This window comes from Afipia sp. OHSU_II-C1, from assembly GCF_000497575.1.
Taxonomy (GTDB): domain Bacteria; phylum Pseudomonadota; class Alphaproteobacteria; order Rhizobiales; family Xanthobacteraceae; genus Afipia.
This window is the reverse complement of record NZ_APJI01000001.1, coordinates 162,381-177,976: the sequence shown is the minus strand read 5'-3', so window position 1 is coordinate 177,976 and position 15,596 is coordinate 162,381. Positions and strand designations below refer to the sequence as shown.

Annotated in this window: 12 protein-coding genes; 10 read left to right on the top strand and 2 right to left on the bottom strand. The window is 62.3% G+C overall.

Annotated elements, in window-relative coordinates:
• Positions 1-19 precede the first annotated feature (19 nt).
• The 3 genes from I554_RS0100760 to I554_RS0100750 all read left to right on the top strand — a co-directional run bounded on the left by I554_RS0100760 (position 20) and on the right by I554_RS0100750 (position 6,463).
• Entirely contained in the window at positions 20-2,932 is a 2,913-nt protein-coding gene (locus I554_RS0100760) for a ribonucleoside-diphosphate reductase subunit alpha (protein WP_024573749.1), read from the top strand.
• Positions 2,933-3,058: 126 nt separating this feature from the next.
• Complete coding sequence (locus I554_RS0100755; protein ID WP_024573750.1) at positions 3,059-4,201, top strand: ribonucleotide-diphosphate reductase subunit beta; 1,143 nt, start codon at positions 3,059-3,061, stop codon at positions 4,199-4,201.
• A 213-nt stretch (positions 4,202-4,414) separates the two neighbouring features.
• Positions 4,415-6,463 carry a HAMP domain-containing methyl-accepting chemotaxis protein gene (locus tag I554_RS0100750; RefSeq protein ID WP_024573751.1) on the top strand — a complete coding sequence of 683 codons (2,049 nt, stop codon included), beginning with the start codon at positions 4,415-4,417 and terminating at the stop codon, positions 6,461-6,463.
• A gap of 295 nt (positions 6,464-6,758) precedes the next feature.
• On the opposite strand, the gene I554_RS0100745 is transcribed toward I554_RS0100750, so the two are convergent.
• A complete protein-coding gene (locus I554_RS0100745; RefSeq protein ID WP_024573752.1) occupies positions 6,759-7,238 on the bottom strand; it encodes a MarR family transcriptional regulator in 480 nt (159 codons plus the stop codon).
• 140 nt (positions 7,239-7,378) lie between these two features.
• Between I554_RS0100745 and I554_RS0100740 the strand changes: the two genes are divergently transcribed.
• The 6 genes from I554_RS0100740 (at position 7,379) to fahA (ending at position 13,646) form a co-directional block, all read left to right on the top strand.
• Entirely contained in the window at positions 7,379-8,995 is a 1,617-nt protein-coding gene (locus I554_RS0100740) for an FAD-dependent oxidoreductase (protein WP_024573753.1), read from the top strand.
• Positions 8,992-9,225: a DUF2783 domain-containing protein gene (locus I554_RS0100735; protein WP_024573754.1), complete on the top strand. Its 234-nt coding sequence runs from the start codon at positions 8,992-8,994 to the stop codon at positions 9,223-9,225. Before I554_RS0100740 ends, I554_RS0100735 begins: the two co-directional genes overlap by 4 nt.
• Entirely contained in the window at positions 9,222-10,178 is a 957-nt protein-coding gene (locus tag I554_RS0100730; RefSeq protein ID WP_024573755.1) for an MBL fold metallo-hydrolase, read from the top strand. Before I554_RS0100735 ends, I554_RS0100730 begins: the two co-directional genes overlap by 4 nt.
• A gap of 4 nt (positions 10,179-10,182) precedes the next feature.
• Positions 10,183-11,529 (top strand): homogentisate 1,2-dioxygenase, encoded by a 1,347-nt coding sequence (hmgA, locus tag I554_RS0100725; protein WP_024573756.1) that lies wholly within the window; start codon positions 10,183-10,185, stop codon positions 11,527-11,529.
• Between the two features lie 191 nt (positions 11,530-11,720).
• The gene (gene maiA, locus I554_RS0100720; protein ID WP_024573757.1) at positions 11,721-12,359 is read left to right on the top strand and encodes a maleylacetoacetate isomerase; all 639 of its coding nucleotides are present in this window, start codon (positions 11,721-11,723) and stop codon (positions 12,357-12,359) included.
• A 6-nt stretch (positions 12,360-12,365) separates the two neighbouring features.
• Positions 12,366-13,646 (top strand): fumarylacetoacetase, encoded by a 1,281-nt coding sequence (gene fahA, locus I554_RS0100715; RefSeq protein WP_029659350.1) that lies wholly within the window; start codon positions 12,366-12,368, stop codon positions 13,644-13,646.
• 179 nt (positions 13,647-13,825) lie between these two features.
• Here the strand turns inward: fahA and I554_RS0100710 are convergent, their stop codons facing one another.
• Entirely contained in the window at positions 13,826-14,299 is a 474-nt protein-coding gene (locus I554_RS0100710; protein WP_024573759.1) for an Lrp/AsnC family transcriptional regulator, read from the bottom strand.
• Positions 14,300-14,442: 143 nt separating this feature from the next.
• On the opposite strand from I554_RS0100710, the gene hppD reads away from it, so the two are divergent.
• Positions 14,443-15,567 carry a 4-hydroxyphenylpyruvate dioxygenase gene (gene hppD, locus I554_RS0100705; RefSeq protein WP_024573760.1) on the top strand — a complete coding sequence of 375 codons (1,125 nt, stop codon included), beginning with the start codon at positions 14,443-14,445 and terminating at the stop codon, positions 15,565-15,567.
• Positions 15,568-15,596: the final 29 nt, after the last annotated feature.

Sequence of the window (15,596 nt, the reverse complement as noted above, 5' to 3'; positions counted from 1 at the left end):
ACACGCACGGGGTCTGCCGATGTCTCTCTTGATCGAACGCGAAGCCGCCCAATCCGCTCCTCTCATTCAGTTGCGTTCCGAGTCACTGGCTATCCCTGCGGCAGAGCCGCCGCTCCAGATCATCCGCCGCAACGGCACGGTTTCGCCGTTCGACGCCAGCAAGATCTCGATTGCGATGACCAAGGCGTTTCTTGCAGTTGAAGGCCACACCGCAGCCGCCTCGCGCCGCATTCACGAGGTGATCGAGCAGCTCACAAACGAAGTGGTGGGCGCGCTGACCCGCCGGATCGGCGAGGGGCGCACCTTCCATATCGAGGACGTGCAGGATCAGGTCGAACTGGCGCTGATGCGCAGCGAGCACCACAAGGTCGCCCGTGCCTACGTGCTTTATCGCGACGAACGTCAGCGCCAGCGCGCCGAAGCCGCCGCCGCCAGGTCGGTCAAAACGCCGTCCGAGCCGCAGCTGCATGTCACGCTGGGCAACGGCGCGCGCGTCCCGCTCGACGCCGATCGCCTGATGCTGATTATTCAGGAAGCGTGCGCCAATCTCGACGGCGTCGACGCGGCACCTGTACTGGCTGAAACGAAGCGCAATCTCTACGACGGGATCAGCCAGGATGAACTTGCGCTTGCCGGCATCATGGCCGCGCGCACGCTGGTGGAGCAGGAGCCGAACTACGCCTATGTCAGCGCGCGCCTCCTGCTCGACAAGCTGCGCACCGAAGTGCTGTCGTTCGTTCATTCCGCGCAGATCAATGCGTCGCAGGCTGATATGACCGCGCGCTATGCGGAATACTTCCCGGTCTATGTCAAAAAAGGCATCGAAGCCGAATTGCTCGATCCTGAACTGGCGCGCTATGACCTGAAACGGATCGCGGCAGCGCTGAAGCCGGAGCGCGATCTGTCGTTCCAGTTCCTCGGATTGCAGACGCTGTATGATCGCTATTTCCTGCATCAGGACGGCAACCGCATCGAGCTGCCGCAGGCGTTCTTCATGCGCGTCGCGATGGGGCTTGCGATCCGCGAGATCGACCGCGAGGCGCGCGCCATCGAGTTCTATAACCTGCTGTCGTCGTTCGACTTCATGGCGTCGACGCCGACGCTGTTCAACTCCGGCACGCTGCGGCCGCAGCTCTCCTCCTGCTTCCTCACCACGGTGGCCGATGATCTCGACGGCATTTTCAAGTCGGTGAAGGACAATGCGCTGCTGGCGAAATATTCCGGCGGTCTCGGCAACGACTGGACCCGCGTGCGCGGCCTCGGCGCGCACATCAAGGGCACCAACGGCGAAAGCCAGGGCGTGGTGCCGTTCCTGAAAGTTGCCAACGACACGGCAATCGCGGTCAATCAGGGCGGCAAGCGCAAGGGCGCGGTCTGCGCCTATCTCGAGACCTGGCACGTCGACATCGAGGAATTCCTCGACCTGCGCAAGAACACTGGTGACGACCGCCGCCGCACCCACGACATGAACACCGCGAACTGGGTGCCGGATCTGTTCATGCAGCGCGTCGAGGCGGATGGCGAATGGACGCTGTTCTCGCCCGACGAGACCCCGGACCTGCACGACCTTTACGGCAAGGCGTTCGCCGAGCGTTACGCATTCTATGAAGCGAAGGCTGCGCGCGGCGAGATGCGCGTGTTCAAGACGCTGCGCGCCACGGATCTGTGGCGCCGCATGCTGACCATGCTGTTCGAAACCGGGCATCCGTGGATCACGTTCAAGGACCCGTGCAATCTTCGTTCGCCGCAGCAGCATGTCGGCGTGATTCACTCATCCAATCTCTGCACCGAGATCACGCTGAATACGTCGGACGACGAGGTTGCGGTCTGCAATCTCGGGTCGGTCAATCTGCTCAACCATGTGGGTGAGGGCGGCATCGATCATGCGCGGCTGAAGCGGACGATCTCGACCGCGATGCGGATGCTGGACAATGTCATCGACATCAATTTCTACACCATCCCGGAAGCGCGCCGCTCGAACCTGCAGCATCGCCCGGTCGGCCTCGGCCTGATGGGCTTCCAGGATGCGCTGCATGCGCTGCGGATTCCGATGGCGTCGGACGCCGCCGTCGCGTTCGCCGACACCAGCATGGAAGCGATTTCGTTCCATGCCATCACGGCATCGGTCGATCTCGCGGCAGAGCGCGGACAGTATCCGTCGTTCAAGGGTTCGCTGTGGAGCCGCGGCATTCTGCCGATCGACTCCATTGAGATTCTCGCCGACGCCCGCAACGGCCTCGACATGGATCGGAGCGCGACGCTGGACTGGACAGCGTTGCGTGGGCGGGTGCAGTCGGTCGGCATGCGCAACTCCAACGTGATGGCGATTGCGCCGACGGCGACCATCTCCAACATCTGCGGTGTGGCGCAGTCGATCGAGCCCGCCTACCAGAACCTCTATGTCAAATCGAACATGTCGGGCGACTTCACCGAGGTGAACGAGTTCCTCGTCCGCGACCTGAAGGCGCGGGGCCTGTGGGACGAGGTGATGGTGTCGGATCTGAAATACTTCGACGGCAGCGTCGGCTCCATCGATCGCGTACCGGATGATCTGAAGCTGCTCTATGCCACGGCGTTCGAGATCGACAGCGCGTGGCTGATCGAGGCTGCGGCGCGGCGGCAGAAATGGATCGATCAGGCGCAGTCGCTCAATCTCTACATAGCCAATCCGTCGGGCAAGAAGCTCGATCAGTTGTATCGGCTGGCGTGGGCGCGCGGCCTGAAGACCACCTATTACCTGCGCTCGCGCAGCGCCACCCATGTGGAGAAATCCACGCTGAAGGGTACCGACGGCAAGCTCAATGCCGTGTCGTCAACGCCGCTCGCGGCCATGCCGGTGAACAAGCCTATCATCGTGCCGCAGACCGCGCCCGACCTGTCGAACGTGGCGGCGTGTTCGATCGACAATCCCGATTGTGAAGCCTGCCAGTAAGCAGCCCCGCCGTCATTGCGAGCGAAGCGATCCACCTTTGAAAAGTCAGGGATTGCTTCGTCGGATTCGCCTCCTCGCAATGACGAAATTGGCAACATCCGACGTTAGACAAGAAAGACGATCTTCATGCTCGACTGGTCCGAACCCGCACTTGCCAAACCCGCTACCAACCTGCCGCCGATTCTGACCGGTAAGCCTGTCGTATCGGAGCAAGCCGATGCAACCGGCCTCGGCACCATCGACCGCAAGGGTGGCCGCGTTTCTGTCGACGACAAGGCGATGATCAACTGCCGCGCCGACGTCAATCAGCTCCTGCCGCTGAAATACAAATGGGCGTGGGAGAAGTATCTCGCCGGCTGTAACAACCACTGGATGCCGACGGAAGTGTCGATGCAGGCTGACATCGCGCTGTGGAAATCGCGCGACGGCCTCACCGACGACGAGCGCCGCGCCATCAAGCGCAACCTCGGATTCTTCGCGGCCTCCGAAAGCCTCGTCGCCAACAACATTGTACTGGCGATCTACCGCCACCTGACCAATCCGGAGTGTCGCCAGTATCTGCTGCGTCAGGCGTTCGAGGAAGCGATCCACACCCACACCTTCCAGTACATCGTGGAAAGCCTCGGCCTCGATGAGGGCGAGCTGTTCAACATGTACCGGGAGGTGCCTTCGATCACCGACAAAGCGGCGTGGGCGCTCAAGCACACCCAGAATCTGGAAGACCCGGACTTCAAGACCGGCACGCCGGAGGCCGACCGGGCGCTGCTGCGCGACCTGATCACCTTCTATGTCTGCTTCGAGGGCATGTGGTTCTATACCGGCTTCGCGCAGATCCTGTCGCTCGGCCGCCGCAACAAGATGGTCGGCATCGCCGAGCAGTATCAGTACATCCTGCGCGACGAGAGCATCCATCTGAACTTCGGCATCGACGTGATCAACCAGATCAAGATCGAGAACCCGCATCTGTGGACCGCCGAATTCCAGGAGGAGGTCCGCGGAATGATCCGCGAAGCGGCCGAACTGGAAGCGGCCTATGGCCGCGATACCATGCCGCGCGGGTTCCTCGGCCTGAACGCAGCGCTGTGCGAACAGTACATGCACTTCATCGCCAACCGCCGCTGCGCCCAGCTTGGGCTGACCCGCGTGTTCGACGAGACCGACAATCCGTTTCCGTGGATGTCGGAGGCGATGGACCTGAAGAAGGAGAAGAACTTCTTCGAGACTCGCGTAATTGAATACCAGAACGGCGGCGCGCTGAGCTGGGAATAAATCGTTAATCTTTGCCGCCGCGCGGTGCCGAGATACGGTGCAATGGCGGCGAATGCGCATGATGTTTGCAGGAAACGCCCGCTATGCGGGCGTTTTTTGCTGAATGAGGTAGCAATTTACGGGGTGTTATTCAATTTTGTTTACCTTGAGGCACTTTGCGCCGGTTGGAGACCGGCCGGTTTGACATGCAAAAAGAACTTTTGGGGGTTGGAAATGGGCTGGTTCAAAAGCACTCCGGCAAAGCAGAAGACGAGCGTCAGCTTTCTTTCCAATCTGCGATTTCGAACCAAGATCATGCTCGGCTTCGTCACGGTGCTGGGCATCTCCGCCATCAATATGGGCGTTGCCTATTTCGGCTTTGAGCGGATCGTCGAGGGCGTCCAGTCCTATCAGGGCATTGTCGCCGAGACCGACAGCGCGCGGGACATCGACCGCGAACTCGCGGCCTATCAGCTTCTCGCGCGTTATTATGTGACGACCGGCCTTCCCGCCGACGAAGAGGCTGCACGCGCTGCGGAGACTGCCCTTGGCGCGGCCATCGAGCGCGCGGCCAGGGTTGCCACTGCCGGCAACCGGAAGAGCGTTCTCAATCTTTCGGCCAGCTACAGCGAGTTCGCCGGGCTGTTCGGCGAGGTCATCAAGCTCAAGACCGACAACGCCGCGATCGCGTCGAACCAGTTGCTCCGGATGGGCAACGTCATCCGCTACAAGTTCGACGATCTGGCGGATACCGCGATCCTTGCCGGTCTGACGTCGATCCAGCAGAACGCGAAGGAACTGGCGACCCACTCCGCGTCCATCACGTCCAACATCAGCAACTACGTGCTGCGCCCCGACGCCGCCGTCGCCAACAGTGTCAATGCGCGCATGCAGCTTCTGAAGAACAGCTTCGGCACGCTGACCGCCGACGACGCGAAGCTGACATCGAAGATTGCGGAAATCACCCAGGAACTCGATGCCTACAAGGTGGCCTTCACGAAGTTCGTGGAGAACACCGCGAAGATCGCGGCGCTGTCCACCAAGATGAACGAGGCGGCCTCGAGCGTGACGCAGGAAGCGAAGACCATCAAGGACGGTTTGCTTGCACAGCAGACCCGGCTTGCGAAGGAAGCCGCCGAAGCTGCGCACAGCACCAGCAAGTTCGTGACCATTCTCGGCGGCGGCGGCATCGCGTTCGGCGCATTCCTCGCATGGATGCTGGGCCGCGGAATTTCGCGGCCGATGATCGGCATGTGCAAGGCGATGCGTGAACTCGCGAGCGGCAATTTCGATGTTGTCCTGCCGGGTCTTGGCCGCAAGGACGAGATCGGCGAGATGGCTGGCGCTGTCGAGGAATTCAAGATGAGGGCGGTCGCCAAGGCGCAGAGCGAGGCGGCAGAGCGCGAGGAACAGGGCAAGTCCGCCAGCGCCGCACGCAGCGCGGAGCTTCGTCGCTTTGCCGACAATTTCGAAACCGCTGTCGGCGTGATCGTGTCGAGCGTGTCGGCGTCGGCCAGCCAGCTTGAATCGTCAGCTACCACCCTGACGCGCACGGTCGAGACGGCACAGGAACTGTCCGGCAAGGTTGCGGGTGCGTCGGAAGAGGCGTCCGCCAACGTGCAGTCCGTGGCTGCGGCCACGGAGGAGCTGTCTGCATCCGTTCACGAGATCGGACGGCAGGTGCAGGAGTCGAGCCGCATCGCTGCGGCGGCAGTGTCGCAGGCCGAAGCGACCGACGCGCGTATCGCCAAGTTGTCGCGCGCGGCGCAGGAAATCGGCGACGTGGTCAAGCTGATCACGGCGATTGCCGAGCAGACCAATCTGCTGGCGCTGAACGCCACCATCGAGGCGGCGCGGGCGGGCGAGGCGGGGCGCGGCTTTGCCGTGGTCGCATCGGAGGTGAAATCGCTGGCGAGCCAGACCGCGAAGGCGACCGACGAGATTTCGTCCCATATCGCGGGAATGCAGAGCGCCACGCAGGAATCGGTTTCCGCCATTAAGGAAATCGGCCAGACCATCGGCCAGATTTCGAAGATCGCCGGCAATATCGCAGCCGCCATCGAGCAGCAGAGCAACGCGACCACCGAGATCGCCCGCAACGTCCAGAGCGCCGCCAGCGGCACGCTGGAAATCGCGGAAGGAATCTCCGAGGTCAACCGCGGCGCGAGCGAGACCGGAACCGCGTCGGGCGAGGTGCTGAATTCGGCCCAGACGCTGGCTGTCGAAAGCACCCGGCTGCGTCAGGAGCTCGATCGCTTCATGGCGAACATCCGCGCGGCCTGATCCTTCTCTTCACCTCTCCCGTGGGGAGAGGTCGATGCACGGAGTGCATCGGGTGAGGGGGTACGCTCTCACAATAGATTCTACGCTCTCACCCCAACCCTCTCCCCACGGGAGAGGGAGCAGATTGTGCCGCTGCGTTGTCATCCTCTGTTATCAATCGTATGGCCGGGCATAGCCGTTCGAAGAACGGCGTCGCTTCCGCTTGCCTATGTCCCGGCCATCCACGTCTTCCCTCAAAGCTCGCAACAAAGACGTGGATCACCGGAACAAGCCCGGTGATGACGACTGCGTTGCCCTAATACGCATCCTTCTTGGCGCGCGCGTCTTTTGCGGTCTGCACGAGGCCGAGCTGCTGCTCGATCTTGCCGAGCGCGTTTGCGAACTCCTTCCGCTCCGCCGCCGTCAGGCATGACAGGATGTCCTGTTCCTTGCGGAGCAGGCGGGGAATAAGCTCCTCATAGAGAGCGCGGCCCTTGCGGGTGATCTGCAGCGCCAGTTCGCGGCGGTCGTCCACATTCTCGACGCGCTCGATCAGTTGCTGCTCGAGCAGGTGGGCGACGGCCCGGCTGATGGTCGATTTATGTGTGCGGGTGCAATAGGCGATGTATTGCGCCGTGCAGGCGTCATCACGGAAACCGAGTGTCGCCAGCACCCGCCATTCCGGAATATCGAGGCCGTAGCGCTCGCTGTACTCGCTGGACAGCGCCGCGCTGACTTCCGCAGCCAGCCGGTTCAGGCGGAACGGCACGAATTTGAAGAGATCGAGCTTGGTCACAGAAAATGTCCAGTTTGGCCGGGCGGCGAGCCTGGCCATTTGGTTGCAGTTGCAACGATAATAGCCTTGGTCTAAGCTCTTCGCCAGAGCTTCGTTCAAGAAGCCCGCAATGGACGGACCAGCCAAATCAGGGACGAGACGTGCCGGTATCACGGATTATTCAGTTCGGCTATCGCCGCCATTCCGATCAGGACCGGACGGCGGCGGATGCCGCGCGCCACCCGGTCGTGGTGGTGGGCGCGGGCCCCGTCGGCCTGACGCTGGCGATCGATCTGGCGCAGCGCGGGCACAGTGTCGTCCTGCTGGATGACGCCGACCGGATCGGCGACGGCTCGCGCGCGATCTGTTTCTCCAAACGTTCGCTGGAACTGTGGGACCGTCTCGGGGTCGGCGAACGCATGGTGGAGAAGGGCGTCGTGTGGAAGGTCGGCAAGATCTTCCTGAACGATGACATGCTCTACCGCTTCGACCTGCTGCCGGAAGACGGCCACAAGATGCCGGCCTTCATCAATCTCCAGCAATATTACGCCGAGGCCTTTCTCGTCGATCGCGCCAGCGAACTGCCGCAGGTCGATCTGCGCTGGCGCAACAAGGTCGTCGGCCTCGACCAGCGCAACGATCATGTTGTGCTCGCGATCGACACGCCGGACGGACGCTATCACCTCAAGGCGGATTACGTTGTCGCCTGCGACGGCGCGCGCTCAATGCTGCGCGGCTTTGTCGGTGCGGAATTTTCCGGCGAAGTGTTCGAGGATCAGTTCCTGATCGCGGACGTCAAGATGACCGCCGAGTTTCCGACCGAGCGCTGGTTCTGGTTCGATCCGCCGTTCCATTCAGGCCAGTCCGCGCTGCTGCATCGTCAGCCCGACGATGTCTGGCGTATCGACCTGCAGCTCGGGCCGGATGCCGATCCCGCCGTCGAGCGGTTGCCGGAGAATGTGCGGCCGCGGATCGAGCGCATGCTGGGTCATGCCAATTTCGATTTCGAATGGATTTCGATCTACAAGTTCCAGTGCCGCCGCATGCAGCGCTTTGTGCATGAGCGCGTGATCTTCGCCGGCGACTCGGCACATCAGGTCTCGCCGTTCGGCGCGCGGGGTGCGAATTCCGGACTTGAGGATGCGGAGAACGTTGCGTGGAAACTCTCGCTGATCCTGCGCGGCGAAGCACCGATGGCGCTGCTCGACAGCTACGAAATCGAACGCAGCGCGGCTGCCGACGAGAACATCCGTGCGTCGACCCGCTCGACTGATTTCATCGCGCCGCATTCGGCGCAGGAGCGGCGGATGCGGCAAGCGATACTGCGGCTTGCGAAGGAAGCCGAATTCGCCAAGCGGATGGTCAACGGCGGGCGACTCTCGACGCCGTCGGTGTATGAGACGCCGCTGTCGACGCCGGACACCGATCTCTGGGCGGCGGGCCCGCGCCCGGGCGCGCAGATGATCGACGCGCCACTGGCGGCGGCGAACGGCGAGCCGATTTATCTCACCGAGGCCTTCCGACGAGGCGGGGGCGGCTTCGTCCTGCTGCAAGCGGGGGCCAACGGCAGCGATCAACCGGGCTGTCATTCCATCCATATCGGCGAAACAGCTCCGCTGCGCGATTCATCCGGGCTGTTCGCCAAACGCTACGATGCGCCGGAAGGTACGGCCTATCTGCTCCGCCCGGATGGTTACGTCGCGGCACGTTTCAGGAAGCCGACGGCCGCGGCTGTCGAAGCCGCCATGGCCCGCGCCAGCGGGAGAGCCGCGCGATGACACTCTCGACCACGTCGAATTTCAGCGATCCCGACACCGCCTATCGGCTGGTGGTGGAGGCCCATCGCGGCCTCAGCGATGAAGACAGCGCATCGCTGGATACGGCGCTGGTGCTGATCCTCGCCAATCATGTCGGCGATGCTGACGTGCTGCGTGAGGCGATTGCGCTGGCGAAGCGCCAGCTCGCGCAGGGCGGCGGCAAGACCAATTCAGAAAAGGACGCAAAATGAGCGCAAAGGGTTTCGCCTCAACCGGCGATATGGCGGAGAAGACCATCACCTTCTCCGAGATCGGTCCGGACATTTATGCCTTCACCGCTGAGGGTGATCCGAATACGGCGGTGATTGTCGGCGATGATGGCTGCATCGTGTTCGATGCGCAGGCGACGCCGGCGATGGCCAACAGCGTGATCGAACGCGTCAAGACCGTGACCGACAAGCCGATCAAATATGTCGTGCTGTCGCACTATCACGCCGTGCGCGTGCTCGGCGCGTCGGCCTACAAGGCGCAAGGCATCGTCGCCTCGTCCGAGACCCAGCGGCTGATCGTGGAGCGCGGCCAGCAGGACTGGGATTCCGAATATGGCCGGTTTCCGCGCCTGTTCCGCGACGCCGAGAGCATTCCCGGCCTGACATGGCCGACGATCACCTTCGACACCGGCATGACGCTTTATCTCGGCAAGCGCGAGGTGCAGCTGATGCATCTCGGCGCGGGCCATACCTCCGGCGACATCGTGGCCTGGGTGCCCGATGCGCAGGTGATGTGCTCCGGCGATCTGATCGAATATCACTCGGCCTGCTATTGCGGCGACGCGCTGCTGCGGGAATGGCCGCTGACCCTGAATGAAATCCGCGAGTTCAATCCGAAGGCCGTTGCGCCGGGCCGCGGCGACGCCCTGAAAGGCGAGGCGACGGTGAACGAGGCCATCGCCATGACGCGCGATTTCGTCACGACGTTGTACGGCGCTGCGGAACTGTCGGTGGCGAAGGGACGTTCGCTCAAGGAGACCATGGCCGCGACCCGCGAGGTGATGGACCCGAAGTTCTCCTCCTTCGCGATCTACGAACACTGTCTGCCGTTCAATGTCTCGCGCGCTTTCGACGAAGCATCCGGGATCGACGATCCGGTGATCTGGACCGACAAGCGCGACCGCGAAATGTGGGCTGCTTTGCAAGGAGGATAGTGCGATGAACATCAACACCGCTCCTGGCGCTGTGAATCGCAACGCCGTCAATGTCACGCCGGGTTACATGTCCGGCTTCGGCAACAGCTTCGAGACCGAGGCGTTGCCTGGCGCGCTGCCGATCGGGCGCAACTCGCCGCAGAATTGCGCTTATGGGCTTTATGCCGAGCAGTTATCGGGCTCGCCGTTCACCGCGCCGCGCGGCACCAACGAACGCTCGTGGCTGTATCGCATTCGTCCGTCGGTGAAGCATTCGGGCCGCTTCACCAAGGTCGATGCCGGATACTGGCGCACCGCGCCGTGCACCGAATACGATCTGCCGATCGCGCAACTGCGCTGGGACCCGCTGCCGCTGCCGAAGGAGGGCCAGACCTTCCTGCAGGGCGTCTACACCATGACCACGGCGGGCGACGCGGGCACGCAGGCCGGCATGGCGGCGCATGTCTACCTCATCACCAAGTCGATGGTGGACCAGAATTTCTACAATGCCGACGGCGAGATGATGTTCGTCGCGCAGGAAGGCAATCTGCGCCTTGTTACTGAATTCGGCATTATCGACATCGAGCCCGGCGAGATCGCGGTGATCCCGCGCGGTGTCAAATTCCGCGTCGAGATTCCCAATGGTCCGGCGCGCGGCTATCTCTGCGAGAACTATGGCGGCGCATTCACGCTGCCGGAGCGCGGGCCGATCGGCGCCAACTGCCTCGCCAACTCGCGCGACTTCCTGACGCCGGTGGCGGCCTATGAGGACAAGGAAACGCCGACCGAGCTTTATGTGAAGTGGGGCGGCTCGCTGTTCATGACTAAACTGCCGTATTCGCCCATCGATGTGGTCGCATGGCACGGCAACTATGCGCCTTATAAATACGATCTGCGGACGTTCTCACCGATCGGCGCCATCGGTTTCGACCATCCCGATCCGTCGATCTTCACCGTGCTGACGTCGCCGTCGGAAACGGCGGGCACCGCGAATATCGACTTTGTGATCTTCCCGGAACGCTGGATGGTGGCGGAGAACACCTTCCGTCCCCCGTGGTATCACATGAACATCATGTCGGAATTCATGGGACTGCTGTATGGCGCCTATGATGCCAAGCCCCATGGCTTCGAGCCCGGCGGCATCAGCCTGCATAACATGATGCTGCCGCATGGCCCGGACCGCGAGGCGTTCGATCACGCCAGCAATGGCGAACTGAAGCCTGTGAAGCTGACCGGCACCATGGCCTTCATGTTCGAGACGCGGTTTCCGCAGCGGGTGACGCAGTTCGCAGCCACCACGAGCGCGCTGCAGGATGACTACGCCGATTGCTGGCAGGGGCTGGAGCGCCGCTTCGACCCGTCGAAGCCTTAACGTCGTTGAATTGATGAGCGGTATTGAAACGGCAGCAATGTCACTCCCTCTCCCCTGTGGGGAGAGGGTTGGGGTGAGGGGATCCAGATTCATCGAGAGATTCTACGCCCTCACCCGGATCGCTTGCGCGATCCGACCTCTCCCCACGGGAGAGGTGGGCAGACCGCTGAAATCGAATTCGGAACACCAATATGACTGACGCTGTTCTCTACGGTTACTTCCGCTCGACCGCGGCCTATCGCGTGCGCATCGCGCTCAATCTGAAAGGGTTGAGCGCGGATCACCGTTTCGTGCATCTGCGCAAGGGCGAGCAGACGCAGCCGGACTACCGCAAGATCAATCCGGCGGGCCTTGTGCCGTACTGGATCGACGACGATCTCGAACTGGCGCAGTCGATTGCGATCATCGAATATCTCGACGAGACCCATCCGCATCCGCCGCTGCTGCCGCCGGATGCGAAGGGGCGGGCGATTGCGCGCGAGATCGCGCTGGTGGTCGCTGCCGATATTCATCCCATCGGCAACCTGCGGGTGCTGAACCGGTTGATCGACATGGGCGTCGATGAGGCGACGCGCGCGTCATGGTCGAAGCACTGGATCGAGACCGGCTTTGATGCAGTGGAGGCGCGGCTGGCGCATCTGTCGGGGCCGTTCGCGCTCGGCGACCAGCCAACGCTGGCGGACATCTGTCTCGTGCCGCAGGTGTTCAACGCGCGCCGCTTCGGTGTGGATCTTGCACCCTACAAGCGTATCGTGGCGCTCGATGCCGCCGCCGCGAAGCTCGAAGCCTTTGCTGCGGCTGAACCGGGCCGTCAGCCCGACGCGGAATAGACATGGATGGATACGATGCACCCCAACGATCCGAAGCTGCGCTCATTCATTGAGGTCGATCCGTCGTCGGGTTTCCCGATCCAGAATTTGCCTTACGGTGTGTTCTTCACGCCGGAACAGCCGGACCTGCGGGTCGGCGTTGCCATCGGCGATTTCGTGCTCGATCTTGCGGCCCTGGAAGCGGCGGGCCTGTTGCGTGTCGATGGAGCGGCGAATGTCTTCGCAAAGCCCTCCTTGAATGATTTCATGGCGCTTGGCCCGAAGGTGTGGCGCAAGACACGCGCGCGGATCAGCGAACTGTTGCGTCACGATCATCCGGAATTGCGCGACAACATGGAGCTGCGGCGGCGCGCGCTGGTCCCGCGCAATTTCGCCGCCATGCATATGCCGATCGCCGTGCAGGGCTTCACCGATTTCTATTCGTCGAAGGAACACGCCACCAACGTGGGCATCATGTTCCGCGGCAAGGACAATGCCCTGATGCCGAACTGGCTGTCGATTCCGATCGGTTACAACGGACGCGCATCGACTGTTGTTGTCAGCGGCACGCCGATCCGCCGTCCGCGCGGGCAGCTCAAGCCGCCGACGGCGGAGCATCCGGTGTTCGGTCCCTGCAAGCGGCTGGATTTCGAGCTGGAGATGGGTGTCGTGATCGGGCAGGCGTCGGCGATGGGCGAGATGCTGACCGAACAGCAGGCCGAGGAGATGATTTTCGGCTTCACGCTGCTGAATGACTGGAGCGCGCGCGACATTCAGGCGTGGGAGTATGTGCCGCTCGGGCCGTTTCAGGCAAAGGCGTTCGGCACCTCGATCAGCCCATGGGTCGTGGCGCGCGAGGCGCTGGAGCCGTTCCGTGTCAAGGGTCCGGCGCAGGACCCGGCGCCGCTGCCGTATCTGCAGCAGAAGGGCGCGCAGAATTACGACGTTCAGCTTGCCGTCGATCTCAAGACCGAGACGATGAAGGAGGCGGCGGGTATCTGCCGCACCAACTTCAAATACATGTACTGGTCCTCGGTGCAGCAGCTTGTGCATCATGCGTCATCCGGCTGCGCGATGAATGTCGGAGACCTTCTGGGGTCCGGCACCATCAGCGGCCCCGAGAAAAGCGAGCGCGGCAGCATGCTGGAGCTGAGTTGGGGCGGTGCCGAGCCGCTCGATCTCGGCAACGGCGTGCAGCGCTCGTTCCTCGAGGACGGCGACTCGCTCACGATGCGCGGCTGGTGTCAGGGCAACGGCTATCGCATCGGTTTTGGCGAGGTCGAGGGGACGATTTTGCCGTCGGTTTGATACCGGGGTGTTTGCAAGGGCGTTATCGGCAGCGTGTCTATACCTCTCCCATGGGGAGAGGTCGACGCGCGAAGCGCGGCGGGTGAGGGGGTACGCTCTCTCGATGGATTCTACGCCCTCACCCCAACCCTCTCCCCACGGGAGAGGGGACCGATCGCGGATGTGGAACGTCCTGCCCTTTAACCCAGCTTCTTCAGCGGCAATTTCCTTGTCGTCTTCAGCCGGTCGAGCACGATGGACGAGCGCACATGCGCAACGCTCTCGTGCGGCATCAGCACATTGTTGACGATGTCGGACAGGCTCTTGAGATCGCTCAGTATCACCTTCAGCAGATAGTCGGCATCGCCGGTCAGCGAATAGGCTTCCTGAATCTCGTCAACCCGGCGCATCAGGTCGCGAAAGCGCTTGGCGTTGTTCGGCGAGTGGGTCGCCAGCGTGATCTGGATGAAGGCCAGCACGTTGAAGCCGAGCGCTTCGCTGGCGAGGTCGGCGTGATAGCCGGCGATCACCTTCTCGCCTTCCAGCCGCGTACGGCGTCGCGAGCACTGCGAGGCGGACAGGCCCGCAAGATCAGCCAGTTGCTGATTGGTCAGGCGGCCGTCGTCCTGAAGCGCGGCAAGGATCTTGAGGTCGAAACCGTCCAGCGAAACCATGCGCATAATCCTTAAAAAATGCACGATATGTGCATGATATTAGCAAAATGTGCCCGATTTTGCACGCCCATTGCATGAAAAGCGGCTCATGCTTCTTTCAGATCAGCAGGAATCGCCAGCGCACTGGCAAAGAGGAGATCGCCATGGGTCCGTTTCCGCACGACGCGCCGGCCGCCGTCATTTCCGAACAGAACCCGATGGGCACCGACGGCTTCGAGTTCGTTGAGTATGCGCATCCAGAGCCGGAAAAGCTTCATGCGCTGTTCCGCCTGATGGGCTTCACGGCGGTCGCCCGCCACAAGACCAAGGCGATCACGGTCTATCGTCAGGGCGATGTGAACTATCTCGTCAACGAGCAGCCCGGCACCCATGGTCATGATTTTGTCGCCGCGCATGGCCCCTGCGCGCCGTCGATGGCGTTCCGTGTCGTCGATGCCAGGCGCGCCTATGAGCGCGCGCTCGCGCTCGGCGCGGAGCCTGCGGATGTGGCGTCCACACAGAAGACGCTGGACGTCCCCGCGATCAAGGGCATCGGCGGCAGCCTGTTATATTTTGTCGATCGCTATGGCAAGAAGGGCTCGGCTTACGACACCGAGTTCGACTGGCTCGGGCTGAAGGACATTCACCCCGATGGCGCGGGGCTGTTCTATATCGACCACCTGACCCACAACGTGCATCGCGGCCGCATGGACGTCTGGACCGGCTTCTATGAAAAGCTGTTCAATTTCCGGCAGATCCGTTTCTTCGATATCGAAGGCCGGGCGTCCGGCCTGTTCTCGCGCGCGCTGACCAGCCCGGATGGCAAGATCCGGATTCCGATCAACGAGGACGCGGGCGATTCCGGCCAGATCGAGGAATATCTCACCACCTATCGCGGCGAGGGCATCCAGCACATCGCCTGCGGTGTGAAGGACATCTATCACACCATCGAGAAGCTGCGCGCGGATGGCCTCCCGTTCATGCCGCCGCCGCCGGATACTTATTTCGAGAAGATCGATACGCGGCTGCCGAAACATGGCGAGGACGTCGCACGGCTTCAGAAGAACGGCATCCTGATCGACGGCGAGGGCGTGGTCGATGGCGGGCATACCAAGGTGCTGCTGCAGATATTCTCGGCCAACGCGATCGGCCCGATCTTCTTCGAGTTCATACAGCGCAAGGGCGACGACGGTTTCGGCGAAGGCAACTTCAAGGCGCTGTTCGAGTCCATTGAAGAAGACCAGATCAGGCGCGGCGTGCTGTCGGTGGACAAGAAGAGCGCGGCTTAAACATTTCCGACGTCATTGCGAGCGAAGCG